The sequence below is a fragment of the Paractinoplanes deccanensis genome (assembly GCF_016862115.1).
Lineage (GTDB): Bacteria > Actinomycetota > Actinomycetes > Mycobacteriales > Micromonosporaceae > Actinoplanes > Actinoplanes deccanensis.
The window spans coordinates 32,639-59,509 of record NZ_BOMI01000059.1; the positions used below are offsets into that span (position 1 = coordinate 32,639).

A 26,871-nucleotide genomic window follows, 5' to 3' on the forward strand; every position below is an offset into this window, starting at 1 on the left:
GCTCTGCCCCGCCACATTCCACCTCCCCCGAACGGGAACGCTACACGGCCCGTCCCGTGGGCCCACCAGGGTTCTCCACGGGTGCGCCGCACCGCTGCCGGCCGGAACGCTGTGCCGGAGGGGGACGAGCGAAAGGGGAAGCGCGTGCCGCAGCCGCGACTGCTGGGCCGGCGCAGGGAACGGGAGGCGCTCGACCGGCTCGTGGGCGGGCTCCGGGCCGGCCGCGGCGGTGTGCTGGTGCTGCGCGGCGAGGCGGGGGTGGGCAAGACGGCACTGCTCGACCACGTCGCCGCGCGCGGCGGGGCCTGCCAGGTCGTCCGGACCGCCGGGGTCGAGCCCGAGACCGAGATGACGTACGCCGGGTTGCAGCAGCTGTGCGAGCCGCTGATGGGCCACGTCGCCCGGCTGCCCGGCCCGCAGCGGGCGGCCCTGCTCACCTGCTTCGGCCTGAGCAAGGGCACGCCGCCGAACGCCCTGCTCGCCGGGCTCGCGACCCTCGGTCTGCTCACCCACGCGGCCGCCGGGAGACCGCTGGTCTGCCTGATCGACGACGTCCAGTGGCTGGACCGGATGTCCCTGGTCATCCTCACCTTCGTGGCGCGGCGGCTGACCGGGGAGCCGGTGGCCCTGGTCTTCGCCGGCCGTGACCCCGGAGTCCTCGACGGCCTGCCCGAGCTGCGGGTCGGCGGCCTGCCGGACGCGGCGGCGCGGGCCCTGCTCGACTCCGTCCTCACCGGTCCGATCGACCCCCAGGTGCGCGACCGCATCGTCCTCGAGACGCACGGCAACCCGCTGGCGCTGCTCGAGTTGTCGCGCGACCGCACGCCGGCCGAGCTGGCCTTCGGCTTCGGCGGACAGGGCACGGCCTCGCTCACGGGGCTTGTGGAGGACGGTTTCCGGCGGCGCGTGGCGGCGCTGCCGGAGCGGACCCGGCTGCTGTTGCTGACCGCCGCCGTCGAGCCGATCGGCGACGTACCCCTGCTTCGGCGGGCGCTGGACCGGCTCGGCGTCGGCGCGGAGGCGGCGATGGAGGCCGAGTCGGGGGGCCTGCTCCGGCTCGGCGCCCGGGCGCGGTTCCGCCATCCGCTGGTGCGCTCGGCGGTGTGGCGTTCGGCGGACGCGGAGACCCTGCGTGCCGTGCACCGGGCACTGGCCGACGCGACCGATCCGCACCAGGACCCGGACCGGAGAGCCTGGCACCGGGGCTACGCGACCCTCGCCCCGGACGAGGAGGTCGCCGCCCAGCTCGAGGAGTCGGCCGAGCGGGCCGTGCGGCGCGGCGGCTGGTCCGCGGCGGCCACCTTCCTGGAGCGGGCCGCCGAGTTGACGCCGGCGCCGGACCCCCGCGCCGCGCGGATCCTGGCGGCCGCGAGAGCACACACCGAGGCGGGCGCACCGGCCCGGGTTCCCGGGTTGCTCGCCGCGCTGAAGGCCGAGTCGCTCACCCCGCGGCACCGGGCCGAGGCCGAGCGCCTCAGCGCGTGGGCCGCCTTCGCGCTCGACTCCGGCCGGGCCGCAGGTGCGCCGCTGCTCGCCGCCGCGCGCCGCCTCGAGGAGCTCGATCTCATGGCGGCGCGCGAGACGTACCTGACCGCCCTCGGCGCGACCGTGCACGCCGGGCGGCTCGGCGGCGACGACCGCTCGCGGGTGGCGCTGGCCGCCCGGGCGGTGCCGGCAGGGGAGGAGGCCGCGGGACTGCTGCTGACCGCCCTGTCCACGTGGTGCCTGGACGGATACGCGGTCGCCGTGCCGCACCTGCGCAGGGCGCTCGAGGCCGCCGGCGACGAGGCTCTGGGCCTGCTCTGGCTCACCGTGCCGGTGGCGCACGAGATATTCGACGACCAGGCCTGGTACGGGCTGAGCGAGCGCGCGGTGGCCGTCGCCCGCTCGACGGGAGCCCTGTCGGCGCTGCCGACCGCCCTGTCCTTCCAGGCCGGCACCCTGCTGCACGCCGGCCGGTTCGCCGAGGCCACCGGGCTGATCGAGGAGATGGAGGCGCTCGCGGAGGCGACCGGCCTGCGGCCCGACCCGTCCGGGCCGCTGAACCTGCACGCCCTGCACGGCCGGGAACCGGAGACGCTGGCGCTGGCCGCGACCATGACCGCCGACGCGGCGGAACGCGGGGAGGCGCGGACGGCCGCCATGGTCGACCACGTCCGGGCGGTGCTGTTCAACGGGCTGGGCCGGCACGCCGAGGCGCTCGCGTGCGCTCGCCGCGCGGCGGAGTTCCCGGAGCTCGGCTTCCATCACTGGGTGCTCGGCGAGCTCGTGGAGGCGGCGGCCGCGTGCGGCGACCGGGCGACGGCCACCGGCGCGCGGGACCGCCTGGCCGCGCGCACCGGCCCGGCCGGCACCGCCTGGGCGCGCGGGGTGCAGGCGCTGGCTGACGCCCTGGCCGGGGCGGGAGGCGAGGACCGTTTCCGGGCGGCGATCGCGCTGCTGCCCCGCCGGCTCACGCTGCAGAGGGCACGGGCCCGGCTGCTGTACGGGGAGTGGCTGCACCGCGCGGGACGGCCCGCCGACGCCCGCACCCAGCTGCGGGTCGCGCACGCGACGTTCCGCGCGATGGGCGCCGGCGGCCTGGCGGACCGAGCCGGGCGCGCGCTCGGCTCACCCTCCGCCCGGCACCCCGGGTGAGGAGCGCTGACCGCCGCTCGCCAGCACCAGCAGCGAGCGGGCCAGGCCGTCGAGGGTGTGCGGGTCCCAGCCGGTGAGCTCCCGCCATCGCGACAGCCGGTATTTCACCGTGTTGCCGTGGACCTCGAGGGCCTCGGCCGCACCGGGGACGGACAGGCCGTGCTCGACGAAGGCCAGGACGGCCGCCGCCAGATGCGGCTGATCGACGTGGAGCCCGGGCGCGAGCAGGGGCCGGAGCCGGGCCGCGTGGGTCACGAGCGTGGCGGTCAGCCACTCGTCCTCGAACCGGACCGTGCGCCCCTGCCGCACCGCCAGGTCGAGGGCGCGTTCCGCGTCGGCCAGGCTCTCCGCCGCGCCGCCCAGTCCGGAGCGGCGCAGGCCGATGCCGGCCACCCGGGGCTCCGCCATCACCTCCGTCACCCGTTCGGGCGGGGATCCCCTGCACCACGATCGTCACGGTGGTGCCCTGGTCCACCGCCACCGCGGTGATCGCTTGCCGAGCGAGCGCGCTGCGCAGCTCCTGGAGCCGTTCGGGCGACGGCGCGGCGACCGGGCAGCACATCACCTGGAACGATCCGGCCGGGTTGAACCCGAGGCCGCGGGCGGCGGACTGCACCGCCGGCGTGTCCACCCGGCCGTCGGTGAGCGCGGTGACCAGGGTCTGGGCGAGCGCGGTGCGCGTCTGCTCCCGTGCCGCGCTCGCCTCGGTGTATCCGTCGGCCACGGCGCTGGTGATGTGCCGCAGCCAGGACCAGAGCGAGTCGACCATCACCATCAGCTCGTTGACGCGGGCCGGGTCCTTGCGGATCACGAGCCGGCGCAGCTCGCGCCAGGCCAGATGATGCCCGATGTGGTAGGCGCCGAGCACCGCCTCCAGCGGAAAGCCCAGCTCCGCGCGTTGCCGGCCGGACTGCCGGCTGTGCTCGGCCTCGGCCGGCTCCGGGCGGCGCCGGGCGGACAGCCCCGCGAGCAGGTTGCGCACCTCGACGGCGACCGTGCGCACGAGCACGTCCTCGTCCAGGAGGGCGTACTGCGGTATCTCGGCCCGGATGGCCCGGACCTGCTGGGCCGCGATGCGCTCGGTGTCCGCGGCGGCCTCGCGGCAGATGGTCGAGATGAACTCCCAGTCAGGCATTCGCTTCCCATCGGGCGAGGCGGCTCGCGCCAAAAACATCGGCCGCGGACTTGTCGTTTCCGACAATATCTCGGTGGTGCTTTGCGCCACGTGGTCCACCGGCCCGATCGGCCCCTGACGGCGGTGATGCGGCCCACGGCCAGGGCCTTTTGCGGAAATGGTGGGGTGCGCCGGCGGGCCCTCCGCCGCCATGCCCACTGGAAAACAAGTGAGGATCCAGTAGGAATCCATTGATCGCTTCCTAATGTCGCTGCGCGGCTCCCGAGCATTTCGTGAGCGGGCATTCGGCAATTTTCGTTCGCGCGGCTTCCCAGGACCCGGCGAACGGGGGAGGAAGTCGTCGTGGCCACCGAGCAGATCACCGCCGCCGGCCCGTGCGGGACGTCCGGGCGCGAGGCCAGGGTCCGCGCCCTGTACGAACAGAACTCATCAGCCCTGCTGAACTTCCTGACCGGGCTCGCCGGCGAGCGGCACGCCGCCGAGGACCTGCTCCAGGAGACGATGCTGCGGGTCTGGCGCAACCTGGACACCGTGCCCACGGAGCCGGAGAGCACTCGCCGCTGGCTGTTCACCGTCGCCCGCCGGGTCGCCATCGACGCCGTGCGCAGCCGCAAGGCGCGGCCGGCCGAGGTCGGCTTCCCGGACCTGTCCGCCCTGGGCGCCGTGGACGACTCCGCCGACACGGTGATCGCCGCGGACAGCCTCCGCAAGGCGGTCTCCGGCCTGAGCGACGCCCATCGTGACGTGCTCTCGGAGCTGTACGTCCACGGCCGCTCGACCGGCGAGACCGCGCGCCGGCTCGGCGTGCCGGTCGGCACCGTCAAATCGCGGGCGCACTACGCGATGCGCATTCTGCGCGACGCGCTCGCCTTCGGGCGATGAGCGCTGACAAAGCCGTGTCGCCTGCGACACAATGTCCGTCACGCGTGAACGGCGGTCGATCACCGGCGTCGTTGGTGTCGTCAAGACATCGACCATTGGGGAGATCGGCATGGCGGATATCGAGGCGCCGGGAAATCGCACCCGGGCGGGGGTGAGGCGGTGGATCGGGTGGCTTCTCGCCGTGCCGATCATTGTGCCTCTGGTGACACCACTTTTCAATGTCAGCACCCCTCGCCTGTGGGGCTTCCCGGCCTTTTATTGGCTCCAGATCGCGTTCATCGTGGTGGGTTCGGCCGTGACGATCGTCGTCTACCGCACCGCCGTCGTGCGGGAAGGGGAGTAGCGGTCCGATGTGGCGCGATCATGTCACCGAGATTGTCGTCTTCCTCGTGCTCTTCGCCGTCGTCAGCGTCGCCGGGTTCGCCTCGTCGCGGTGGCGGTCGCGGGGCCGGATGGCCGACCTGGACGAGTGGGGCCTGGGCGGCCGCCGGTTCGGGTCCTGGGTCACCTGGTTCCTCATCGGCGGTGACCTTTACACCGCCTACACGTTCGTGGCGATCCCGGCGCTGCTGTACGGTGCCGGCGCGGCCGGGTTCTTCGCGATCCCGTACAGCGTCATCACCTATCCCATCGTCTTCTTCGTGCTGGCCCGGTTCTGGGACGTCTCGCGCCGCAACGGCTTCGTGACCCCCGCCGACCTCGCCCGCGCGCGCTTCGGCTCGCCGACGCTGGCGCTGCTCGTCGCGCTGACCGGCATCGTCGCGACCATGCCGTACATCGCTCTCCAGCTCGTCGGGCTGGAGGCGACGCTGCGCACGATGGGGCTGACCGGCCAGAGCGGCTGGGCGAAGAACCTGCCGATCATCATCGCCTTCGCGATCCTGGCCGCGTACACGTACAAGGCCGGCCTGCGCGCCTCGGCGCTGACGGCGTTCGTCAAGGACGGCCTCATCTACGTGGTGATCATCGCGGCCGTCGTCTATCTGCCGGGCAAGCTCGGCGGCTGGTCGGGCATCTTCGACGCCGCGCAGACCAAGTTCGCCGCGACCCCGTCGCCCAGCGACGGCATCACCCTCCCGTCACACGGCCAGCTGCAATACATCACGCTGGCGCTCGGGTCGGCCCTCGCGCTGTTCCTCTACCCGCACTCGGCCACCGGTGTGCTGGCGGCTCGCAGCAAGCGCGTCGTGATGCGCAACATGGCGGCCCTGCCCGCGTACAGCGTGCTGCTCGGCTTCGTCGCGCTGCTGGGATACATGGCGATCGCGGCCGGGGTGAAGCCGCTGCCCGGCTCGTCGCCCGGCACCGTCGACGGCAACACGGTCGTCCCGCAGCTGTTCGACCACCAGTTCCCCGCCTGGCTGGCCGGCCTGGCCTTCGCGGCCATCGGCATCGGCGCCCTCATCCCGGCCGGGATCATGTCGATCGCCGCGGCCAACCTGTTCACCCGCAACATCTACCGCGAGTTCTTCGACCGCGACGCCGGGCCGGCCCGCGAGGCGTCGGTCGCGAAACTCGCGTCGCTGGTGGTGAAGGTCGGCGCGCTGCTGTGCATCGTGCTGATCAACCCGCAGTTCTCGGTGGACCTTCAGCTCATCGGCGGCGTCATCATCCTGCAGACGCTGCCGGCGGTGGCGCTCGGGCTCTACGTCCGCTGGCTGCACCGCGGCGCGCTGATCGCCGGATGGGCGGCGGGCATGGTGACCGGCATGTGGATGCTCTACCGCATCCCCAACCCCGCCACCCACCATCACCACTTCGGCGGATCGGCGTTCCCGCTGTCGGATCTCGGGTTCCACACCACCAACACGATCTACGTCGGCATCGTGGCGGTGCTGGTCAACCTCGTCGTCAGCGTCGCCGGTTCGCTCCTGCTCAACGCGAGCAAGGTGTCCTCCGGCGTCTCCGGCGAGGCCGTGGCCGAGCTGCTGTCCGGCACGCCGGCGACCGCCTCGCCGGCCGAGCCGGCACCGGCGCGCTGACGTGATCAACTGGCCGGGGTTCGCCGTCGCCGCGGTGCTGGCCTCGCTGATCCCCGGGGCGAACCAGCTGCTCGGCCTGCGGCACGCGGTCCGGTTCGGTGCGCCGCGGGCCGTGATCGGCCTGGGTGGCCGGCTGACGGCCCTGCTGGTGATGAGCGGCGTCGTGGTGGCGGGCCTCGGCGCGGTGGTGGCCGCGTCGAGCCGCGCGCTGCTCGTCATCAAGCTCGTCGGTGTCGTCTACCTGGCATGGCTGGGCGTCGCGACCATCCGCGGGGCGCGGGCGGTGCCGGACCAGGCCGAGTCGCGCGCGCTCCCTCGCGAGGGCGGGGGAGCGTGGCGGCTGGCCCGCACCGAGTTCGCGGTCACGATCAGCAACCCCAAGGCGTTCCTGCTGTTCGCCGCCCTGTTCCCCCAGTTCACCACGAGCACCGGCGCCGCGCTCAGCCGCGACGTCGGCCTGCTCGGCCTCGCCTACATGGCGGTGGAGCTGGTGTGCGGCTCCGGCTACATCCTGGTGGGAGCCGGCATCGGGGCCTTCGGCATGGCGGGCCGCACCCGCCTGTGGGTCGACCGGGTGACGGGCGTGGTGCTTCTCGCGCTGGCCATGGCGCTCTCCTTCCAGCACCTCAGGTAGCGACGGCCTCAGGAGGCGGGTGACCCGTCGCTGATCACCAGCTCCGGGTGGCGGATCAGATACTGGGGCAGGCGGTCGGCCTTGGCCGCCTCGAACAGCTTCGCGGTGGCGGCGTTGATGCCCTCGCCGCCGTCGACGGACGCGAACGAGCCGCCGTTGGTCTTGACCGGGATCAGGTCACCGGCGGCCAGCCCCTTGAGCCCGAAGATGAACTCCTCGACCGGTACGCCGTGGGTGTCGAGCTTGAGCGACTGCCCGGCGGCGGCCAGGATCTTCGACACCTTCGCCGGGTTGCCGACGACGCCGGCGCTGCCCGCCTTCTTCGCCATCGCCCGGAGCAATTGCTGCTGGTGGCGCTGACGGTCGTAGTCGCCGTTCGACGAGTGCCGCAGGCGGGAGAACTCGAGCGCCTCCCACGGCTGCATGTCACGGCATCCCTTTTCGAACCAGAGAGCGTTCCGCGGCGGCGACTGCGGGTCGCCCTTGGCGTAGACAGCCTTGCCGTTGTCGACGACGTAATGGCTCGACCACATTCGTTTGTCGACGCACAGATGCACGCCGCCCATCGCCTCGAGGATGCCCTTGAAACCGTTGAAGTCGATGACCAGGACGCCGTCGAACGTGATGCCGGTCAGGTCGTGCACGGCCTCGGTGGCGAGCCGCGCGCCGCCCTGCCAGCCACGGTTGTGCTCCGCCCCGTACATGTAAGCGGCGTTGATCTTTTGATGGGCCGCGCCGTGGAAGCCCATCGACTCGTCGGCCGGGATGTCCGTGATCGTGTCCCGGGGGATCGAGATCATGAACGCCTGCCTGCGCGTGGCCGCGATGTGGATGATCAGGATCGTGTCGGATCGGGACGCCTGACCCGACTCCGCCCAGCCGGCCCGCGTGTCGAGCCCCAGCATGAGCAGGTTGATCGCGCCCTTGGGCAGCGACCTGGCCTCGGTCGTGGCGCCGCCCAGGCCGGGGGCGTCCAGCACCGAGGAGGTCGTCTGCACGTTGGAGGTCAACTGGTTGAGGAAGTATCGCACCGCGACGACTCCACCGGCTCCCGCGAGAACGAGAACCATGCCGACGCCGATCACCGCCTTGGCCCAGCGCGGCGCTCGACGTTTTTTGCTGGCGGCACGAGACCGCATAGGACCGGACTCCTTTATTGCGCGGGTATTCATCGAACCCGCCGGAATGGTAATAGTAATGTCTTTCCTTCAATGTGGCACCTGTCAAGACATTGCTCGGGCAAGCATCATTTCCACGCCATTGCGCTCGTCACGATCCATGAACCATGGGGTGCGGATCGCGTCGGCACCAGCATGAGTAGTCACATCGAATTCCGGAAGCTGGCCGCCGAGCTCGACGGCCCGGCCTTCCTGCCGGGCGAGCCCGGGTACGACGCGGAATGCGCCACCTACAACCTGCTCACCCCGCTGCGGCCGGCGATCGCCGTGGGCGCCGCCACGGTCGGCGACGTGCGGGCCGCGGTCCGGTTCGCCGGCGACCACAAGCTGGCCGTCGCGGTGCGCGGGGGCGGGCACATGCAGCCGTACACCGCCGAGGGGGCGGTCCTGATCACCCTCGACCGGCTGGCCGATGTCACGGTCGACGGGGGCCGGCGAACCGCCCGGGTCACCGGCGGAGCGCGCTGGGAGGAGGTGATCGACGCGGCGAGCAAGGAGGGGCTGGCCCCGATGAGCGGCTCCTCGACCACCGTCGGCGCGATCGGCTACGTGCTCGGCGGCGGGCAGAGCCCGATCTTCGGGCGGCCGTACGGGTACGCCTCCGACCATGTGACGTCGTTCGACATCGTGACCGCGGACGGTGTGCTGCGCACGGTCAGCGCCGGCGCGGAGCCGGAGCTGTTCGCGGCCCTGCGCGGCGGCAAGGGCAACTTCGGTGTCGTGACCGCCATGGAGATCGAACTGTTCCCGGTGACCTCGGTGCTCGCCGGCGGCATCTACTTCCCGGGCAGCGCGACCGGCGAGGTGCTGCGCGCGTGGCGCGACTGGGCGGCGACCCTGCCCGAGCAGGCCACGACCTCGGTGGCGGTCCAGCGGCTGCCCCCGGTCGAGGAGCTGCCGGAGCCGCTGCGCGGCGCGCACGTCGTGCACCTGCGGTACGCGTACCTGGGACCGGCCGAGACCGGCCTCGAACTGCTCGCGCCGATGCGGGCGGCCGCGCCGGCGCTGATCGACACGATCGCCGAGGCGCCCTACAAGACCGCCGCGGTGCTGCACAACGACCCGGTCGGCGCGATGCCGTACCAGGACCGCAGCCTCGGCCTGGCCGGGCTGCCCGACAAGGCCCTCGACAAGCTCGCCGAGCTGCTCGGCCCCGGCACGCCGATCCCGCTGACGAGCGTGGAACTGCGGGCCCTGGGCGGGGCCCTCGACCGGCCGCCGGCCACGCCGGACTCGGTGCCGAGCCGCGGTCTGCCGTTCCAGTTCTTCGGCTTCGCGGTCGGCGGGGACGACCTCGACGAGCTGGGCCGGCGCCTGGACCGGCTGTTCACCGCGATGCGCCCGTGGGCCGACCCGAAGCACCGCCGGATGCTCAACTTCCTCTCGCCGGAGGAGGCGCTCGACCCGCAGTCGCTGCGCGAGGTCTACGGCGCCGAGAACTACGACCGGCTCCTCGCGGTCAAGCGGCGGTTCGACCCGAACACCATGTTCCGGATGAACCACACGCTGCGCTGAAGTGACCGGGCGCGAGCCGGGCCGCCCGCGCGTGCCCGGCTCGTGCCGTGCCCCGGTCACGGCTCGGCGGTCCGGTCCGCTCCGATCGCCTCGTACGCCCGCGGCCTGCGCACGCGCAGGACGGCGGCCCAGGCCACGCCGGCCACGAAGACCACCGCGAACGAGGACGGGTAGATCCAGCGCAGCGGGTCGTCCGGTGCGACCCCGAGCAGGATCGCGATCTGCTGCAACGTCTTGGCCAGCAGCGCCCCGAGGGCGAGCACCGACAGCACCGGTGCATCAGGATGCCGAGGCCGCCGACCACGACCAGCTGGAAGAACAGCTTGGTGAGCGGATCCCAGCCGTTCGCGGCGTAGAGGACGACGATGACCAGAGCGATGACCGTCTGCGCCAGCGAGGCGGCGGCCGGCGCGTGGTTGCGGCTGCCGGTGCGCGACAGCCTGGCCGGCAGGACACCGTCGCGTCCCAGCGTGTAGAGGTAGCGGGCGGCGACGTTGTGGAAGCCGAGGGTCGCGGCGAACAGGCTGGTCAGGAAGAGGACGTGGCCGCAGGTGACGAACCAGCCGGGAACGTACGGCGCGGCCAGGTTGAACATGGTGTCGGTGCCCTCCGCCGTGGCGCGGCCGACGAGGACGATGTTGAGCACGCTGAGCACCGCGACGACCGCCCAGGCGGCGAGCGCCCACGCCCACCACGGTGCCGAGAGGCCCAGGAGGTCCCGCATCAGCGGCCGCGCGACGGCGCCGAATCCGCCGAGCAGCCCCGCGGGCAGGATGTTGTAGGCCAGCACCGTGACGGCGCCCGCGCCCACGCCGACGTGGCGGCCCAGGCCCCTGACGGGGATCGTGTAGAGCGGCCCGGCCGAGATCAGATGGCGTGTCATCGCCGTGTAGCCGCTGCTGAACAGCATCAGCAGGACCGCGGCCACGAGGTAGGCGAGCGGGACGGCGACGACGCCGGTGACCGCCCAGCCCGTGGTCGTCGCGCCGGCGACCGTGGTGAGCGGGGCTATCGCGCCGCCGACGATGGCCACGACCGGCCAGACGCCGAGCCGTTGTTTCGCGAGCATGCGGCCGGCACGGCCGGGCCGGCGGCGCTCCTGCACAATTGTCATTGCGTTCCCTTTCCTCGCCGATGCGCTCGAGGGGCCGGTGCACGGCCGTTGCGCGAAAAGGTGAGATCGCCAGAGAGAAGGTCAGCGCAGAATGGCTGACCGGGGCGATGGTAACCATCGGTCAATGTGGACTGCAAATTACCGTCGCGCAAGCATTTTCCGGTACCGTCCGATTCCCAACAGCGATGAACCGTTGTCCCTTCCGGGCATCTGCGGGAAGCTGGTGACGCGCCGATCGGCGTGTCCTTTCCGAAGCTCACGAAGCTGAAGGGAAACAGAATTTCATGAGAATTCGCGACCGTATTCGACGCCGTGCCCGGGCGTACCCGGAACTGCCGGCCTGGGAGCAGGCCTGGCGAGCTCCGGCCACCTGCGAGCGGCGGCTGCACACCGACGTGGTCTTCCTGCGTCAGCGCACCTTCTGACACCGCGCCGCGGCCCCGGTGTGTGCGCCGGGACCGCGGTCCCGGCGTCGGGTCGATGCGGTCGCAGGCAAGGAGCCGGCGCGGTTCACGTCTGCTGAATCACATTCTTTGGACTTGATGGTCCAGTCAGGCCGCGCCATAGTGGAGCCACTACCGAAAAAGGAGTGGATCAATGGCGACCGACAACGACACACTGGCCCGGGAATTCGTCGAGGCGTTCAATTCCAAGGACGCGGGCAAGGTCGGGGAGTTTCTGCACCCCGACGTGGTGTTCCAAAATTACGGTGACCCCGAGGTCAAGGGCCGCGACGCGGTGGTGAGCCTGTGGCGCGGCGTGTTCCGCAACTTCTCACAGGTGCAGTTCGAGGTCGTGCACCAGGCCGTCAACGGCGACGTCGTGCTCGCCGAGCAGGTGCACGGCCTGGCGCTGCCGGGCGGGCGCCTCGCTCCGATCATGAACCTCGCGGTCTACGAGATCCGCGATGGCAAGATCGCCGCCTGGCGGGACTACACCAACCCGCAGCAGGCGGCGAAGCTGCTGCGCTCGTGAGCTCGTTCACGGGAAAGATCGCCCTTGTCACCGGGGCGGCCGCCGGCATGAGCCGCGCGACCGCCCTGCTGCTGGCGCGCCGGGGTGCCGCGGTGACCGCCGTGCGGACCGGCTGGCGGAGGTGGTCGCGCAGATCGAGGCCGGGGGCGGCCGGGCGCTGGCCGTTCCGGCCGACGTCGGCGTCGCGGGGGACGTCGAGGGTCTTCGCCGACCGGGGCGGCCCGACCGTCGAGTAGCTCGTCGGCCAAGCGCGCCATCCGGGGCCTCACGCAGACCGCGGCGAAGGAGTACGGCCCTCGCGGCATCCGCGTCAACGAGCTGCAACCCGGGGTGATCGCCACGGAGATGACCGCCGCCGAGCCGGAGCGCGCCCAGGAGATCGCCGATCGCGGCATCCCGCTGCGCCGGGTCGGCCGCGGCGAGGAGATCGCCTCCGTCGTGGCCTTCCTGCTCTCCGACGAGGCCTCGTACATCACCGGGGCCCACCTGCCGGTGGACGGCGGCTTCCTCACCTGAGTTCCACCCGCGCTTCTCCACGTTCGGGGCCGGCATCCGCGGGCCCCGAACTGCTGTCCGTGACCATCGGTGATCACCGTCACCAGAGGCTGGACTTGACGGTCCAATTCTGCCGCCGCACGATTGGACCACAGAGTCCAGAGCGAAGGGGAAGCCGATGACCACCAAGCCGTTCCCGCTCACCCCCACCGAGATCCACATCTCCGACGAGGTGCTGGCCGACCTCCGGGCGCGGCTCGCGAACACGCGCTGGGCCGACGATCTCGGCAACGAGGACTGGTTCTACGGCGTGCCCCGCACCTACCTCCAGGAGCTCGTCGACTACTGGCGCGACGAGTACGACTGGCGGGCGGCCGAGAAGCGCCTCAACGAGTACGAGAACTACTTCGCCGAGGTCGACGGCGTGAAGATCCACTTGCTGCGCAAGCCGGGCACCGGCCCGGATCCGAAACCCCTGATCCTCACCGGCGGCTGGCCATGGGTGGTGACACATCTGCTGCCGGTGGTCGACCGGCTGGCCGATCCCGCCGCGTTCGGCGCCGACCCGGCCGAGTCCTTCGACGTGATCGTGGCGACCATGCCCGGCAGCGGCTTCTCCACCCCCGTGAGCCGCCCGGACCTCAACGTCTGGAAGATCGCCGACCTCTGGCACAAGCTGATGACCGAGACGCTCGGCTACGAGAAGTACGCCGCGGCCGGCAGCGACATGGGCGCGCTGGTCACCGAGCAGCTCGGCCACAAGTACCCGGACGAGCTGTACGCGATCCACCTCGGCTCCTCCATCCCGCTCACCATGTTCAACGGCGACCGGCCGTGGGACCTCACCGGCGGCGCGCCGATCCCCGAGGGGACGCCCGGCGAGCTGCGCGAGCAGATCCTGACTTGGCAGAAGCGGTTCGTCGCGCACGTCGCGGTGCACGTGCTCGACTCCAGCACGATCGGCCACGGCCTGACCGACTCGCCCGCCGGCATGCTGGCCTGGGTGCTCGAGCGCTGGACCAACTGGTCCGACAACGACGGCAGCGTGGAGAACGTCTGGACCAAGGACGAGATCCTCACCAACGCCACGATCTTCTGGGTCACCAACTCGATCAGCACGTCGATGCGGCTGTACGCCAACGCCGCCCGGTACCCCTGGCAGCCCTTGCACGACCTGGCCCCCGCCGTCCAGGCGCCGACCGGGATCACCTTCGTCGGCTTCGAGAACCCGCCCGGTGTCACCACCAAGAACCGGGTCAAGGACTTCCTTCACGGCCCCAAGGCGAAGTGGTTCAACCACGTCAATCCCCAAGCCCATCCTCGCGGCGGGCACTTCGGCACCTGGGAAGTCCCGGACGAGTGGGCCGACGACGCACGCCGCACCTTCCGCGGGAGGACCAAGTGACCGCCACCACCACCCAGACCCCGGCGCCGGCCGTCGCCGACGCCCGCCACAGCAGAGCCACCCTGGTTCTCGTCCTGCTCTCGGTCGCCGCCGTCTCGTACGCGCTGGTGCTGTCGCTGGTCAACCCGGCCCTCGAGGCGCTGCGCGGCTACCTGCACACCGACCAGGTCGGCGTGACCTGGGTGCTGACCGCCTTCCTGCTGTCCAGCGCCGTCTTCACGCCGGTGCTCGGCCGCCTCGGCGACCACCTCGGCAAGCGCCGCGTCCTGCTGGTCATCATGGTGCTGCTGACCGTCGGCAGCATCATCGCCGCCCTCGCGCACTCCTTGCCCCTGCTGCTGGTCGGCCGGGTGATCCAGGGCGCCGGCGGGGCCACCCTGCCGCTCGCCTTCGGCATCGTGCGCGACCTGCTGCCCCGGCAGCGGGTCGGCTCGGCCGTCGGCACGATCGCCGCGGTCAGCGCGGTCGGCGGCGCCCTCGGCGTCCTGATCACCGGCCCGATCATCGACCACCTGGGCATCCCGTGGCTGTTCTGGCTGCCGGCGATCGCCAACGGCCTGGTCGCGCTGGTCATGCTGCGCTTCATCCCGCACTCGCCGCGCGGCAACACCGGCCCCGGTGACCTGCTCGCCGGTGCCTCGCTGGCCGTCACGCTGGTGCTGCTGCTCCTGCCGCTGAGCCTCGGCGGCGACTGGGGATGGGGCTCACCCCGCACCATCGGGTCCTTCGTCCTCGCCGTGATCTTCGGAGCGGTGTGGGTGTGGGTCGAGTCGCGGTCCCAGTCGCCCCTGATCGACATGCGGGTGTTCCGCCTGCGCCCGGTCTGGACCGCCAACCTGGCGTCGCTGCTGTTCGGCATCACGCTCTACTCGGCCTTCGGCTTCATCCCGGCGTTCCTCCAGACGCCCACCAGCACCGGCTACGGCCTCGGCGAGTCCATCACGGTCTCCGGCCTGCTCTTCGTGCCGGTCACGGTCGCGCAGTTCGTCTTCGGCGTCGTCGCCGGCCCGCTCGCCAACCGCATCCCGGCCAAGGCCGTGCTGGTGATCGGGGCGATCCCGGTCATCGTGGCCTTCGGCCTGCTCACCTTCGCGCACGACGAGGTCTGGCAGATCATCCTGGCCACGGTCCTCGCCGGCATCGGGTTCGGGCTGGGCCTGTCCGCCCTCTCGGCGCTGGTCGTGCACGCGGTCCCGGCCACCCACACCGGCGCGGCCACCGGCATGAACGCCAACATCCGCACCATCGGCGGCGCGATCGGCGCGGCCGTCGTCTCCGCCATCCTGTCGGCGAACACCGTGCCGGGCGGCATCCCGAGCGAGACGGGCTGGGCCCTCGCGTTCGGCGCTCTCGCCGTCGCCGCCCTCCTCGGCGCCGCCGCCTCGCTGCTGATCCCCGAGGTCGCCGCCCACCACGACGACAAGCCCTGACCCACCCCGGCGCTCCGCCCGGCTCCGCCGGGTGATCCGGTCGGCCCCGCCCCGATGATCCGGATGGCCCTGCCCCGGGTGATCCGGCCGACTCCGCCCGGGTGATCCGGCCGACTCCGCCCGGGTGATCCGGCCGGCCCCGCACGACGACCGTGCGGGGCCGGCCCACATCCGGCTCTGCCCAGCAGGCCACGTCCGGCTCTGCCCAGCAGGCCACGTCCGGCTCAGCCCGGCAGGCCGCGCGCGGCTCTCAGCCGAGTAGGCCGCCGGCGGCTCTCACCCGGGCAGCCGCGCGCCGGCCCTCAGCCGAGCAGGCCGTGCTCGTGGGCGAAGACCACGATCTGGACCCGGTCGCGCAGGCCCAGCTTGCGCAGGATCGCGCCGACGTGGGTCTTCACCGTGGACTCGCCGGCGAAGATCTCGGCGGCGATCTCCGCGTTCGACAGGCCGCGGGCCACGGCGCGGAAGACGGCGCGCTCCTTGTCGGTCAGCGACAGGTAGGCGTCGGGCACGGGGGAGCGCGCCGGGAACTGCCCGGCCAGCAGGGCGGCGAGGTCGGCCGGGGCGAGCACGGCGTTGCCCGCGTGGACGCTGCGGATCGCGTCGGCCAGCCGGGCCGGGGTGGTGTCCTTCAGCAGGAAGCCGCTCGCCCCGTGCCGGATGGCCGTGGCCGCCCGGTCGTCCAGGTTGAACGTCGTGAGCACCAGCACCCTGACGGGCCGGGGCCGCGGCGCCGCGAAGATGAGCCGCGTGGCCTCGACGCCGTCCAGCCCGGGCATGCGCAGGTCCATCAGCACGACGTCCGGCTGGAGCTCGTCCACCAGCCGCACCGCGTCGCGGCCGTCGCCGGCCTCGCCGACCACCCGGATGCCGTCCTGCGCGTTGAGGATGACCACGACCCCGGCCCGGAACAGCTCCTGGTCGTCGACGACCAGCACGTCGATGTCGTCGCTCACGGCGCCGGGATCCGCGCCACGGCCACGAAGACCTCGTCACGGCGGCCGGCCTCGAGGCTGCCGCCGACCGCGGCGAGCCGCTCGCGCATGCCGTCCAGCCCGGAACCGGAGCCGGCGGCCGCGTCCGCGGCGACGGCGTTGCGCACCTCGACGATCAGGTGGTCCGGCGTCCACGACCGCTGCACGATGACGGCGCCGTCGAGCCGCCCGTGCCGGATTGCGTTGGTGAGCATTTCCTGGAGCACGCGGTAGGCCGTCACCTGCTGCTCCTCGCCCAGCGGCCGGGGCGTGCCGTCCTGGCCGGAGACCACCTCGCGCCCGCCGGCCCGCAGGTTCGCGATCAGCTTGTCGAGGTCGTCGGGGGTGTCCCGGGTCGTCGACAGCACCTGCTGCACGTCCCGCAGCGACGACCGGGCCGACGTCGCTATCCCGGCCAGCAGGCCCTTGAGCGCGGCCGGCTCCGAGTCGGGCAGGTACTGCGCGGACTCGGCCTGCGCCAGGATCACCGCGAGGGAGTGGCCGACGACGTCGTGCACGTCGCGGGCCAGCCGCGCCTGCGCGTCGCGGATGCGGGCGGTCTCCTCGGCCTTCGCCTGCTCCTGGGCGGCCCGGGCCAGGTCCGCGCGGGCCTGCTCGGCGATGCGCAGCGCCAGGCCGGCCAGCCACGGCACGCCGAGCAGGGCGGCCATCACCACGGCGGTGCCGATGCGCCAGCCGATGCCGAGCTGATCGACGGTCGCGGTGATCAGCTCGTACGAGGGAACGGGGAAGTTGATCCGCACCGCGCCGCCCTCGACCAGCAGCACCACGGCCACCGCCGCCGCCGGGATCGACAGGGCACTCGCGCGCACCGTCACCGGGCCGCCCCACCGGGCCGTGCCGAACGCGACGGCCAGCACGGCGATCTGGGTGAGCACGTACGGCGACTCGGTGGCTGCCTGGCACAGCGGGATCACCCACACCAGCAGCAGCGCGGCGCCGGGCGCGCGGCGCACCAGCCCGACGGCCAGCGCGGTCCCGGCGACCACGAGCACGAACAGCAGCTCGCGGACGGGGCCGTAGTAGGCCAGCCAGTCGTTCGCCGTGTATTCGAGCGCGCCCAGCATCAGCACGGCCACCGCGGCCCCGGCGTCCGGCCACCACCGAAGCGTGCGATCCAGCATGTCCCCCACGTTAGGCGAGCGCGTCGCGGATCAGCCGGTCGAGCAGCTCGGGGTAACCCCATCCGGCGGCCGCGAACATCCGGGGCACCTGCGAGTGCTCGGTGAAGCCGGGCATCGTGTTCACCTCGTTGAGCACCGGCCCGGCCTCGGTGAGGAAAAAGTCGAGCCGGGCCACGCCGCGGCAGCCGAGCGCGCCGTACAGGCGGACCGCCGCGTCCTCGAGGGCCTTGAGCGCGCCGGGCCCGATCGGCGCGGGCACCCGGAACTCCGTACCGCCGCCGTATTTGGCCTCGTAGTCGAAGAAGCCGTCGGCGACGATCTCCAGCGGGGGTGTGACGAGCTCGCCGAGCACGGCGATGTCCACCTCGCGGCCCTCGACGACCTCCTCGGCCAGGATCCGGTCGTCGTGCCGCAGCGCCTCGTCCAGCGCGCCGGCCAGCTCGCTCTCGTCGCGGACCAGGGTGACGCCGAGACTCGACCCGGCCGCCACCGGTTTGACGACGACCGGCCCGGTCCAGGCGTATCCGCGTGCGGTGGCCGCGGTGAGCAGGACGCCACGCGCGGTGGCGAGGCCCAGGGCCCCGGCGATCAGTTTGGTCACCCATTTGTCCATCGCGAGCGCTCCCGGGCGGACCCCCGAGCCCACGTACGGGACTCCGCACAGCTCCAGCAGCGCCGCGAGCGTGCCGTCCTCGCCGCGCGGCCCGTGCACGATGGGCAGGGCCACGTCGCAGCCCTGGAGAACGGTGACGGCGCCGGCCAGCCCGATCGGCGCGCCGGCGTCGTCGCGCCACGTGCCGTCGGGCGCGATGGTCAGCCGGGCCACCTGGTAGCGGGCCGGATCGAGCGCCCCGGCGACGGCGGCGGCCGACGCGAGCGACACCTGATGTTCGCCGTTGGTGCCGCCGCCGATGACGGCGGCGCGGATGCGGGACATGTCAAAGACCTCCGATGACGTGGCGGTACGGGCGGCGCCCCAGCCCGGTGACGATCTCGTGCGGCAGCGTGCCGGCCCAGGCGGCCCAGTCGCCGACGGCCGGCTCACCGTCGTCGCCCGGCCCGAAGACGATGGCGGTGTCGCCGATCCGCACACCCGGGCCGGCCTCGACGACGATCTGGTCCATGGAGATGCGCCCGGCGACCCGGCACCGCCGCCCGCCCAGCAGCACCTCGGCCCACGGCCCCGCGGCGCGCGGCAGCCCGTCGGCGTAACCGACCGGCAGCAGCGCGAGACAGGTGTCGCGCGCCGCCCGCCACGTGTGGTCGTAGCCCACGGGGGTGCCGGCGGGCACCCGGCGCACCTCGACGACGGGCGCGGTCAACGTCATCGCGCCCCGCAGCGCCGTGTCGCCGCCCGACGGGTCGATGCCGACCAGGCCGGCGCCGGTGCGGACCAGGTCGAAGTGGGTCTCCGGCCGGGTCAGCGTGGCGGCGGTGGCGGCCAGGTGGCACACGCGCGGGCGCAGCCCCGCCGCGAACGCGGCCGCGATCCCGTCCCGGAACGACCGGACGGCGCGCGCGGTCTCCGGCCCGGCCAGGTGGCTCATCACCCCGGTGACCACGATCCGGCCGGACGCCTCGGCCTCGCGCGCCGCCTCGAACAGGGCGCCCCACTCGCCGGGCGCGGCGCCGTCGCGCGCCATCCCGGTGTCGAGCTGGAGGTGCACGCGCGCGCCCGGCGGCATGGCCGCCAGGTGCGCGAGGCTCGGCACGGCGAGATCGACCTGCTGGCGTACGGCCGCCGCGAAGTCCTCCCCGAGCGGGTTGAGCCAGCTCAGCAGCGGGGCGGTGAGCCCGGCCGCGCGCAGGGCGAGCGCCTCACCGAGGCCGGTCACCCCGAGCCACGTCGCGCCGGCGCCGAGCGCCGTCCGGGCCACGTCGGCGGCGCCGTGCCCGAAGCCGTCCGCCTTCACCACGGCCATCAGCTCGCCCCGGGCGCGCGCGGCGAGCGTGCGGGTGTTGTGCGCGACGGCGCCGAGGTCCACGGTGACCCGGGCGCCCGCGCCGAGCGTGGCGACGCTCACGCGAGGACCCGCTCGGTGACCGGGCCGTGCAGCGCGGCCGGCGCCCCGGTCATCAGGGCCCAGTAGCGGTCGCCGTAGCTCCAGTGCCACCACTCGGTCGGGTAGTTCACCAGCCCGGCGCCGCCGAGCACCCGCGCGAGCAGCATCCGGTTGGCCCGCGCCCGCGCGCCGATCCCGGCGGCCGCGAAGTAGCAGGCGCCGCCGGACTCCTCGGGCGTCGCGTCGATCGGCGTACCCATGTCGAGGTCGCCGTCCGGCCCGGCCAGCGTCAGGTCGACGGCGGCGCCGGCCACGTGCGGGGCCACCTCGACCGGCGCCACGAAGCGGCTCACCAGGTGGTGCAGCGCGGCGTCGTCGATGCCGGGACGCGCCGCGCGCACCTGCCCGGCGTACGACTCGATGATCTGCTCCTGCCGCGCGACGGCGCGGTGGCCCTCGACGACGCGCAACCCGATCCCGGGCGGCAGGGCGGCGCGCGCCCAGCCGAGCCGTTCGGCGAGACCGGCGCGCACGTGGGCCCGCGCCGGCCCGAACTCTTCGCCGAGCCGCACCAGCGGTGCGCCGGTCTCGCGCAGCGGCACGGCCAGCACGCGGGGGTCACTGAGAAGGATCACCATGCCGCAAAAGATCGCTCCCGCCGGGCAGGCACCACATCATCCTGAGGTACCGGCGGCCTGGCCTCAGGTGCCGGGCGCTGTCTCCCCGGGGTCGTACCGGCGTCCGCTCTCGCGGTGCCCCGGGTCGAGGCCGCGCCGGAGACGACCGCGCTTTTCGATCGGCCGATGCCGAACTTCGCCGCGCCGCCCGCGTCGTACGGGATGAGGGTTCCCTAGTGATGGAGCAGCACCATGGCCGAGTTCGACATCGATTCCTTCGCCGCCAACCTGCGCGATTTCTGGCTCGCCTGGGGCAACCAGGAGCCGGCGGACGACGATCCGGCGCTCCTGCGCACCGGCGTGCCCCATCCGTTCCTGAACGGTGTGCTGCGCCTGGAGTCCGGGCGGGTGGCCGACGTGCTGCCCGGCGTCCGCCGCCGGTTCGACGGGCTGCCGTGGCTGTGGCACGTCGGGCCGGACAGCGACAGCCGCATCGGCGAGGAGCTGGTGGCGCTGGCCGCCGCCGAGCCGATCGTGGCCCCCGTGATGGCCATCGGGCTGGACGACGTGGCGCCGTCCGCGGACCCCGCGGGGCTCAAGATCGAAGGGGTGGCCGCGGACGCGGACCTCGCCGCCTGGGCCGGGCTGTACAGCCGCGAGTTCGGCTTCCCGGAGGAGCAGGTGCCGGACGCGATCCGGCTGGAGTTCGAGCGCCAGGATCCGCCGGGAACGCTGCGCCGCTACGCGGGCCGGGTCGACGGTGTCCTGGTCGCCACCGCGTCGGTTCTCGACCTGCACGGCGTGGCGGGCGTCTACTGCGTGGCCACGCACCACGACTGGCAGCGCCAGGGCATCGGCGCGCGCATGATGACCCATGTGCTGTCCGCGGCGCGGGACCGCGGCCTCACGACCGCGGTCCTGGAGTCCAGCCCCGACGGGCTGCCGCTCTACCGCAAGCTCGGCTTCACCCAGGTCGCCGAGTCGCGCTGGTACCCGTTCTAGGCGGCGGGCACCTTCTCGGGGAGGGCGTGCAGCAGGGCGAGCAGGGCGTGTATGGCGGGCGCCGGAACACCGTTGGCGTCGGCGGTGCGCGCCACCGCCCCGAGGATCAGCTGATGCTCCGTCGGCCGCCCGGCGAGCCGGTCGTACAACATGGACGTTCCGGTGTCCGGCGCCAGGCCGCAGATGACGTCCCGGGCCTGGTTGACGTGCTCCTCGGTCAGCCCCACCCCGGCGGCGCGGGCCGCGGCGATCGCCTCCTCCATCAGCGTGTGCGCCAGGACGTCGATCTCGCCGTCCCGGAAGACCTCCATCCGGCGGCCGGTGAGCGCGGTGATCGGGTTGGTCACCACGTTGACGAGGATCTTCTGCCAGGCGACCGCGTCAAAGTCTTTTCGTTGCACGACGTGCAGCTCCCCGCCGGCGAACAGCTGCGCGAACTCCGCGGCCGGGTCGTCGCCGGGCACGACGATGTCCGTACCCCAGCTCCAGCGGGTGTGCCCCGGACCGACGAGCTCGACGGCGAAGTAGAGAAGCGCCGGCACGATCCGGATCCCGAGGGGCAGCAACGGCCGTACGCGCTCGACGTGGTCGATGCCGTTCTGCAGGACGGCGACCCTCGTGCGCGGGCCGACCAGGTGCTCCAGCCACGGCGTCGCGCTCGCGGTGTCGTACGCCTTGGTCGCCAGCAGCACCCAGTCGACGGCCTCGGCCTGGCCGGGGCCGGTGAGGGTGGGAACCGCCGCGGTGAGGGCGCCGGACGCCCGGTCGACCGTGACCGCCGGCCCGGCGGGGGAGTGGCGGCTGCACAGCACCACCCGGTGGCCGTGTGCGGCGAGGACCGCGGCGACCGTCGTGCCGACGGCACCGGCACCGATCACCGCGATCCTCTGAGATGGGTAAGACATCGCGCACCGTCCTTGTCTCGGGGCCTCCCGACGTCACTACCTACGCGGGCCCCGGGGAACGGTTCGCTCGTGTGACGGTGCCTACTGGAAGTCGCAGCCCGGGTTGGGGGCGTCCTCCGACAGCGGCGCGCCGTGCGGCAAGACGTAGAGCACGTCCAGGACCACCTCGGTACGGCCGAGATTGCGCCCGATGTGCACGTGCTCGGCGCCCGCCGGCTCGAAGACGAAGGAGCCCTTGTGGTAGACCCCGTCGGACTCGCAGTCGGAGTCGAAGTGGCTCAGCGTGCCCTTCTTCACCACCGCGTAGAGGTTGCCGTCGTGTGTGTGCCAGCCGGTGCTCTGACCGGCCGGAAGGTGGATCTCCCGGTAGATGTAGTCCGTCGAGCCGACGGTCTTCTGCCACAGAATCGTCCCGGTCACGCCCGGCCCCGGCGGAGTGGCCTCGGCCGCGGTGCCGATGAGCGAGAACGCCCCGGCCATCGCGAGGATCGCCAGGGTCTTTCCTTTCCAGTTGCGCATATAGCCATCAACGGTCGCGGGGCTTTCCCGTTCACCGAAGGGGGGAAGGTTCTTGCCCTGCCAAGCCGTCCGGCGGCAGCGCAGTATTGCCTCATGACCTCTTCCGAGTTGGGCGCCTTCCTCAAAGCGCGGCGCACCGAGCTGACGCCGCGGGCGGTGGGCCTGCCCGAGTACGACGACCGCCGCCGCGTCAAAGGGCTGCGCCGGGAGGAGGTCGCGGCGCTGGCGGCGATCAGCGTCGACTACTACACCCGGCTCGAGCAGGGCCGGGTCGCCGCCTCCGCCTCGGTGCTGGCCACGCTGGCCCGCGCGTTGCGGCTCGACGACGACCAGGAGGCCTATCTGTACGAGGTCGCCGGCAAGACGGACGCCCGTCCGCGCCGCCGGCGGCCGGCCCAGAAGCTGCGGCCCGCGATGCGGCGGCTGCTCGACCAGCTCGGCGAGTCGCCGGCGATCGTCCTCGGCAAGCGGATGGACGTGCTCGCGTGGAACCGCGCGGCCGTGGCCCTGTTCACCGACTTCGCCGCCGTCCCCGAGCGGAACCGCAACTACGTGCGGCTGCTCTTCACCGACCCGGGGATGCGGGCCCTGCACGCCGACTGGGCGCACGACGCGCGGGACGCCGTCGCCGCCCTGCGCACGCGGGCCGCGGCCGACCCGGACGACCCCGAGCTGGCCCGGCTGGTCGGGGAGCTCGCGGTGCACGACCCCGATTTCCGGACGTGGTGGGCCGAGCACCGCGTCAACGGCGCCGGCTACGGCACCAAGCACTACCGCCACCCGGTCGTCGGCGACCTCACCCTCGACTGCGACGTCTGGGCCAGCCCCGACGGCAGCGGCCAGGAACTGATGATCGTCACGGCCGAGCCCGGCACCCCGTCCCACGATGCCCTGCGCATCCTGTCGTCCTGGACGGCAGTCCCCCAGCGGTAACCCGTTCCACAGCGGACACACGTGCCTCCCGCCCGGGACGCACGGCGATGCCGCGCGCCTTCCCGCGGTCCCATCAACCGCCGTCCTGCGGTCCTATCAACGAGAAAGGGCGTTTCGCCATGCAGAAGATCGACGTCAAGTTCGACAGTCAGGGCCTCCAGATCGCCGGCCACCTCTACCTGCCCGAGGGCACCGGTCTCCCGGCCGTGGTGGTGGGCCACCCCGGCACCGGGGTGAAGGAGCAGGCCGCCGGCCTGTACGCCCGCAAGCTCGCCGAACGCGGCTACGTCGCCCTCGCCTTCGACGCCGCCTACCAGGGCGAGTCCGAGGGCCTGCCGCGCGGCCTGGAGGACCCGGCCCACCGCATCGAGGACCACAAGGCGGCCGTCAGCTACCTGACCACCCGCGCCGAGGTCGACGCGGAGCGCATCGGCGTGCTCGGCATCTGCGCCTCCGGCGGCTACGTGCTCAACGCCGCCGCGAGCGACCACCGCATCAAGGCGGTGGCCACGGTCAGCGGCGTCGACGTCGCCCGCCAGTTCCGCTTCGGCGCCGACGGCGACCAGGACCCGGCCGTCTTCCAGGGCATGCTGGACGCCGCCGCGGCCGCCCGCACGGCCGAGGCCCGCGGCGCGCAGACGCAGACGTTCAACCTCTTCCCGGCGACCCCCGAGGAGGGCCGGGCGCTGGGCGGCGAGCACGGCTACGAGGGTGTCGAGTACTACTGCACCCCGCGCGCCCAGCACCCCCGTTCCACCAAGGCCCTGCCCTGGGAGAGCATCGACCACCTGGCCCTGTTCGACGCCTGGGCCGCCGTCCCGCTGATCGGCAACCGCCCCCTGCTGTCGGTCATCGGCCGCCGCGCCGTCACCGCGTGGATGGGCATCGAGGCCTTCCAGCGCCACACCGGCCCGAAGCGCATCGTCTGGATCGACGGCGCCAGCCACGTCGACCTCTACGACAAGCCCGAGTACGTCAACCCGGCGGTCGAGGAGCTGGACGCCTTCTTCACCGGCAACCTCGCCCCGAAGGCCGCCCTCGCCGCCGCCTGACGAACCCGCGAGCGCGGCTACCCGTGCGCCGCGTTGTGCCTCGCGACCAGGCCGGGGAGTGCGTCGAGCCCGTCGACGCGGAACAGGCACTCCCCGGCCACGGCGGGCATGTCCAGGATGTGTCCCCACGGGCCACGCCGGATCAGGCACGTCTTCATGCCGGCGCGCCGAGCCGGCAGCGCGTCGTTGTCGGGCCGGTCACCGACGTACAGGATCGTGGAAGGATCGCCGCCGGCCTCGCGCACCACCCGGTCGAAGAAGGCGGGCGACGGCTTCTGGACACCCCAGGCCGCGGACGTGCCGATCACGTCCACGGGAAGGCGGAGACTCCGCAGGACAGCCTCGGCGTGGGCCGGCTGATTGCCGGCCAGCCCCACCAGCAGACCCTGGCCCTTCAGCGCCGTCAGGCACGGTCGCGCGTCGGGATAGAGGTCCTCCTCGCCGAACGACTCCGGCACGCCGGCGGCCGCGCGTTTCGCCTGTTCGGCCGCGAGGTCGAAGTCAGGCCGGAAGACCCGGAAGGTCTCCCGGTAGTCGAGGCCCCGGGCGATCACCGACCCGAACACTGCCGAGAACGTGTGCCGCGGCACCCCGAGCCAGTCGGCCCAGGAGGCGAACTCCCGCGACTCGTCGAGGACCGTGCCACCTACATCGAAGAAGACCGCTTTGATCATCCGCCCATCATGGTCCAGGACTCCGCCGTGTGGGTCTCGCGCAGGCCCCGGAGGGACGATGCGTGCGTCAGCCCGGCCGTGCTGTCAGTTTGGCGGCGCAGCGTGGGCACTGCATCGGGCACGGCGTCAGCGGTGCGGCGCCGGCGAGGCCGCTGCCGTGCAGGACCTCCGCCACGGTGTCCTCGAAGCCGGACGACTCGGGGATGACCCGCTCACCGGGCACGCCGAGCAGGTCGAGCGGCGTGTACCAGGAGCGCATCTGCGCCGCCGTGACCGGGATCGGCTCCGGGCGCTGCTCGTGCCGGCGCAGGGTCTCGTCGAAGGAGACGTCCATCCAGTAGACGCTCGCCTCGTGCTCGGCGATCAGCGGGCGCAGCACGGTCCCGTACGACCTGCTGTGCAGGATGCCCTCCAGAACGACGTGGTATCCGTGCCCAAGCGCCTCACGCACCACCGCCGCGACGAACGACGGCGCGACCGTCGGCGTCTCGTCGCTGCCGTGTTCGCGCAACACCACCCGGCGCAGGTAGTCCTGCTCGATCAGGGCGCATCCCCGGCCGTAGCGCCGCCGCACCTCCCGGGCCACGCTCGTCTTGCCGGACCCACTGTTCCCGCGGATGACGACCAGTCGCACGCCACCATTCAACCCGCGCGACCGTGCTCACCGCGACCTCGACCCGCCACCCCGCCGGCTGCCACCGCGCGGCGGTTTCCTGGCGACTGCCGTTCTCAGCGCCGGCGGGTGGGGTGACGTGGCGGGTGCCGGGGGCGCCGGTCCGACAACGGGGCGAGCCAGTGGCCGAAGGGCTCGTTCGCCGAGACGCTCGATCGTTGTCCCGCTGTCGAAGCTCACCAGTGCGGCTTTGACCAGGCTGCCGACCGGCACCTCGCCGAGGTCCGGCCGTCGCGTCGTTGACGATTGCCGTCGCACGTTTTCACTCGAAGGGGCGACCGGTCGGCGGCTGCTCCGGCCGAACGGCCGGCCAAGTCGAGACGTCCGTGCCGAAAACCGGGACGCCGACGGCGGAACCTGACTTCGCGCCGATCGAGCACTGCGCCGCGCTGCGCCCGCCGGCGTACCCTGCCCCGGACATGAGAACCAGTCTGTACCTGCGCCTCCTCGCCGTTCTTGCCACGTTGCCGGTGACGGCGTGCACCGGTGGCTCCGACCGGCCGCTGCCGGCGCGTCCGCCGTCGATCACGCCCTACATGCCGGACTTCGTGCGGGCGGCGGACGGTGCCAACGCGCAGCAGCCGGGCACCGTCATCGCCGCGGGCGCCCGCCCCACCGTCACCGACCAGGGTGCCGGCGCGGAAGCCCTGACGATCCGCGACCAGGGGCAGGAAGCCTGGGCCGCGGGCACGTACCGGCTCGTCGTCCATTGCGCCGGGCTCTCGGGTGCCCTCCGCGCCTCCTTCACGCTCGGCGCGGCCTCGAGGACGGCCGACGTGTCCTCGTGCACGCCGGGCGTGACGACGCAGGAGGTCGTCCTCCGCCTCGCGACGGGCGCATCGAGCTCCGAGATCGTCATCACCCCGGCGGGAGTCGTCCAGGCCGCCGTCTCCTACCAGGTGCTCCGCGGGTAGCGTGACCGCGCTCACCGGGGACCTGCACCCGTCGTCGTCCCTGGCGCGCCCCGGTCGCGCGGGCGGCGATCGTCGAGG

Annotated in this window: 27 protein-coding genes and 2 pseudogenes; 16 read left to right on the forward strand and 13 right to left on the reverse strand. The window is 72.9% G+C overall.

The features are described 5' to 3' along the window. Nucleotides 1-144 precede the first annotated feature (144 nt). Complete coding sequence (locus Ade02nite_RS15370) at nt 145-2,637, forward strand: ATP-binding protein (protein WP_239168773.1); 2,493 nt, start codon at nt 145-147, stop codon at nt 2,635-2,637. Here the strand turns inward: Ade02nite_RS15370 and Ade02nite_RS15375 are convergent. Both Ade02nite_RS15375 and Ade02nite_RS50720 read right to left on the reverse strand, forming a co-directional pair. After that, a complete protein-coding gene (locus tag Ade02nite_RS15375) occupies nt 2,611-3,045 on the reverse strand; it encodes a helix-turn-helix domain-containing protein (RefSeq protein ID WP_239168782.1) in 435 nt (144 codons plus the stop codon). The two genes, Ade02nite_RS15370 and Ade02nite_RS15375, sit on opposite strands and share 27 nt — an antisense overlap. A 76-nt stretch (nt 3,046-3,121) precedes the next feature. Beyond that, nucleotides 3,122-4,003: pseudogene (locus Ade02nite_RS50720) on the reverse strand (RsbRD N-terminal domain-containing protein); the annotation flags it as partial. Nucleotides 4,004-4,114: 111 nt separating this feature from the next. On the opposite strand from Ade02nite_RS50720, the gene Ade02nite_RS15385 reads away from it, so the two are divergent. Genes Ade02nite_RS15385 through Ade02nite_RS15400 form a run of 4 tightly spaced genes read left to right on the forward strand, consistent with a single transcriptional unit; the run spans nt 4,115 to nt 7,270 of the window. Next, nucleotides 4,115-4,654, forward strand: coding sequence for a sigma-70 family RNA polymerase sigma factor (locus tag Ade02nite_RS15385; RefSeq protein WP_239168775.1), 540 nt, complete (start codon nt 4,115-4,117; stop codon nt 4,652-4,654). Between the two features lie 31 nt (nt 4,655-4,685). After that, entirely contained in the window at nt 4,686-4,997 is a 312-nt protein-coding gene (locus Ade02nite_RS15390) for a DUF3311 domain-containing protein (protein ID WP_239168776.1), read from the forward strand. 7 nt (nt 4,998-5,004) lie between these two features. After that, nucleotides 5,005-6,636, forward strand: a complete 1,632-nt coding sequence (mctP, locus tag Ade02nite_RS15395) for a monocarboxylate uptake permease MctP (RefSeq protein ID WP_203762721.1) — start codon at nt 5,005-5,007, stop codon at nt 6,634-6,636. 1 nt (nt 6,637) lies between these two features. Then, nucleotides 6,638-7,270 (forward strand): LysE family translocator, encoded by a 633-nt coding sequence (locus Ade02nite_RS15400; RefSeq protein ID WP_203762724.1) that lies wholly within the window; start codon nt 6,638-6,640, stop codon nt 7,268-7,270. Nucleotides 7,271-7,278: 8 nt separating this feature from the next. On the opposite strand, the gene Ade02nite_RS15405 is transcribed toward Ade02nite_RS15400, so the two are convergent. Further along, a complete protein-coding gene (locus tag Ade02nite_RS15405) occupies nt 7,279-8,409 on the reverse strand; it encodes an LCP family protein (RefSeq protein WP_203762727.1) in 1,131 nt (376 codons plus the stop codon). 174 nt (nt 8,410-8,583) lie between these two features. Here Ade02nite_RS15405 and Ade02nite_RS15410 point away from each other — a divergent pair, with 174 nt between their 5' ends. Next, a complete protein-coding gene (locus Ade02nite_RS15410) occupies nt 8,584-9,963 on the forward strand; it encodes an FAD-binding oxidoreductase (protein ID WP_203762730.1) in 1,380 nt (459 codons plus the stop codon). On the opposite strand, the gene Ade02nite_RS15415 is transcribed toward Ade02nite_RS15410, so the two are convergent. Continuing rightward, nucleotides 9,908-11,077, reverse strand: coding sequence for an APC family permease (locus tag Ade02nite_RS15415; RefSeq protein ID WP_203762733.1), 1,170 nt, complete (start codon nt 11,075-11,077; stop codon nt 9,908-9,910). The two genes, Ade02nite_RS15410 and Ade02nite_RS15415, sit on opposite strands and share 56 nt — an antisense overlap. 284 nt (nt 11,078-11,361) lie before the next feature. On the opposite strand from Ade02nite_RS15415, the gene Ade02nite_RS15420 reads away from it, so the two are divergent. The 6 genes and pseudogenes from Ade02nite_RS15420 (at nt 11,362) to Ade02nite_RS15445 (ending at nt 15,382) form a co-directional block, all read left to right on the forward strand. Then, nucleotides 11,362-11,502, forward strand: coding sequence for a hypothetical protein (locus tag Ade02nite_RS15420; RefSeq protein WP_203762736.1), 141 nt, complete (start codon nt 11,362-11,364; stop codon nt 11,500-11,502). A gap of 172 nt (nt 11,503-11,674) precedes the next feature. Further along, the gene (locus Ade02nite_RS15425; protein WP_203762739.1) at nt 11,675-12,052 is read left to right on the forward strand and encodes a nuclear transport factor 2 family protein; all 378 of its coding nucleotides are present in this window, start codon (nt 11,675-11,677) and stop codon (nt 12,050-12,052) included. Beyond that, nucleotides 12,049-12,288: a hypothetical protein gene (locus tag Ade02nite_RS15430; protein WP_203762742.1), complete on the forward strand. Its 240-nt coding sequence runs from the start codon at nt 12,049-12,051 to the stop codon at nt 12,286-12,288. The genes Ade02nite_RS15425 and Ade02nite_RS15430 overlap by 4 nt, the downstream gene beginning before the upstream one ends. 13 nt (nt 12,289-12,301) lie before the next feature. Continuing rightward, nucleotides 12,302-12,568: pseudogene (locus Ade02nite_RS15435) on the forward strand (SDR family oxidoreductase); the annotation flags it as partial. A 157-nt stretch (nt 12,569-12,725) separates the two neighbouring features. Further along, nucleotides 12,726-13,952, forward strand: a complete 1,227-nt coding sequence (locus tag Ade02nite_RS15440) for an epoxide hydrolase family protein (protein ID WP_203762745.1) — start codon at nt 12,726-12,728, stop codon at nt 13,950-13,952. Continuing rightward, a complete protein-coding gene (locus Ade02nite_RS15445; protein WP_203762748.1) occupies nt 13,949-15,382 on the forward strand; it encodes an MFS transporter in 1,434 nt (477 codons plus the stop codon). The genes Ade02nite_RS15440 and Ade02nite_RS15445 overlap by 4 nt, the downstream gene beginning before the upstream one ends. 302 nt (nt 15,383-15,684) lie before the next feature. On the opposite strand, the gene Ade02nite_RS15450 is transcribed toward Ade02nite_RS15445, so the two are convergent. The 5 genes from Ade02nite_RS15450 to Ade02nite_RS15470 are packed head-to-tail and all read right to left on the reverse strand — an operon-like array spanning nt 15,685 to nt 20,142. Beyond that, the gene (locus tag Ade02nite_RS15450; RefSeq protein WP_203762751.1) at nt 15,685-16,338 is read right to left on the reverse strand and encodes a response regulator; all 654 of its coding nucleotides are present in this window, start codon (nt 16,336-16,338) and stop codon (nt 15,685-15,687) included. Then, on the reverse strand, nt 16,335-17,501 hold the full coding sequence (locus Ade02nite_RS15455; protein WP_203762754.1) for a sensor histidine kinase: 1,167 nt from the start codon (nt 17,499-17,501) through the stop codon (nt 16,335-16,337). The genes Ade02nite_RS15450 and Ade02nite_RS15455 overlap by 4 nt, the downstream gene beginning before the upstream one ends. Nucleotides 17,502-17,511: 10 nt before the next feature. Then, nucleotides 17,512-18,438 carry a D-alanine--D-alanine ligase family protein gene (locus Ade02nite_RS15460; protein WP_203762757.1) on the reverse strand — a complete coding sequence of 309 codons (927 nt, stop codon included), beginning with the start codon at nt 18,436-18,438 and terminating at the stop codon, nt 17,512-17,514. A gap of 1 nt (nt 18,439) precedes the next feature. Next, nucleotides 18,440-19,525 carry an alanine racemase gene (gene alr / locus Ade02nite_RS15465; protein ID WP_203762760.1) on the reverse strand — a complete coding sequence of 362 codons (1,086 nt, stop codon included), beginning with the start codon at nt 19,523-19,525 and terminating at the stop codon, nt 18,440-18,442. Further along, complete coding sequence (locus Ade02nite_RS15470; RefSeq protein WP_239168777.1) at nt 19,522-20,142, reverse strand: M15 family metallopeptidase; 621 nt, start codon at nt 20,140-20,142, stop codon at nt 19,522-19,524. The genes alr and Ade02nite_RS15470 overlap by 4 nt, the downstream gene beginning before the upstream one ends. Before the next feature lie 231 nt (nt 20,143-20,373). On the opposite strand from Ade02nite_RS15470, the gene Ade02nite_RS15475 reads away from it, so the two are divergent. Then, nucleotides 20,374-21,123 carry a GNAT family N-acetyltransferase gene (locus tag Ade02nite_RS15475; RefSeq protein WP_203762764.1) on the forward strand — a complete coding sequence of 250 codons (750 nt, stop codon included), beginning with the start codon at nt 20,374-20,376 and terminating at the stop codon, nt 21,121-21,123. On the opposite strand, the gene Ade02nite_RS15480 is transcribed toward Ade02nite_RS15475, so the two are convergent. Next, nucleotides 21,120-22,028, reverse strand: a complete 909-nt coding sequence (locus tag Ade02nite_RS15480) for a 2-dehydropantoate 2-reductase (RefSeq protein WP_203762768.1) — start codon at nt 22,026-22,028, stop codon at nt 21,120-21,122. The two genes, Ade02nite_RS15475 and Ade02nite_RS15480, sit on opposite strands and share 4 nt — an antisense overlap. Before the next feature lie 81 nt (nt 22,029-22,109). Then, nucleotides 22,110-22,547 carry a cupin domain-containing protein gene (locus Ade02nite_RS15485; protein ID WP_239168778.1) on the reverse strand — a complete coding sequence of 146 codons (438 nt, stop codon included), beginning with the start codon at nt 22,545-22,547 and terminating at the stop codon, nt 22,110-22,112. Between the two features lie 93 nt (nt 22,548-22,640). On the opposite strand from Ade02nite_RS15485, the gene Ade02nite_RS15490 reads away from it, so the two are divergent. Beyond that, nucleotides 22,641-23,480, forward strand: coding sequence for a helix-turn-helix domain-containing protein (locus Ade02nite_RS15490; protein WP_203762771.1), 840 nt, complete (start codon nt 22,641-22,643; stop codon nt 23,478-23,480). 47 nt (nt 23,481-23,527) lie between these two features. Then, on the forward strand, nt 23,528-24,532 hold the full coding sequence (locus Ade02nite_RS15495) for an alpha/beta hydrolase (protein ID WP_438870981.1): 1,005 nt from the start codon (nt 23,528-23,530) through the stop codon (nt 24,530-24,532). 17 nt (nt 24,533-24,549) lie between these two features. Here Ade02nite_RS15495 and Ade02nite_RS15500 read toward each other — a convergent pair whose 3' ends face one another. After that, the gene (locus tag Ade02nite_RS15500; protein ID WP_203762776.1) at nt 24,550-25,206 is read right to left on the reverse strand and encodes an HAD family hydrolase; all 657 of its coding nucleotides are present in this window, start codon (nt 25,204-25,206) and stop codon (nt 24,550-24,552) included. Nucleotides 25,207-25,273: 67 nt separating this feature from the next. After that, the gene (locus Ade02nite_RS15505) at nt 25,274-25,840 is read right to left on the reverse strand and encodes an AAA family ATPase (RefSeq protein ID WP_239168779.1); all 567 of its coding nucleotides are present in this window, start codon (nt 25,838-25,840) and stop codon (nt 25,274-25,276) included. A 458-nt stretch (nt 25,841-26,298) separates the two neighbouring features. Here Ade02nite_RS15505 and Ade02nite_RS15510 point away from each other — a divergent pair, with 458 nt between their 5' ends. Beyond that, entirely contained in the window at nt 26,299-26,793 is a 495-nt protein-coding gene (locus tag Ade02nite_RS15510) for a hypothetical protein (protein WP_203762783.1), read from the forward strand. The last annotated feature ends 78 nt before the right edge of the window (nt 26,794-26,871 follow it).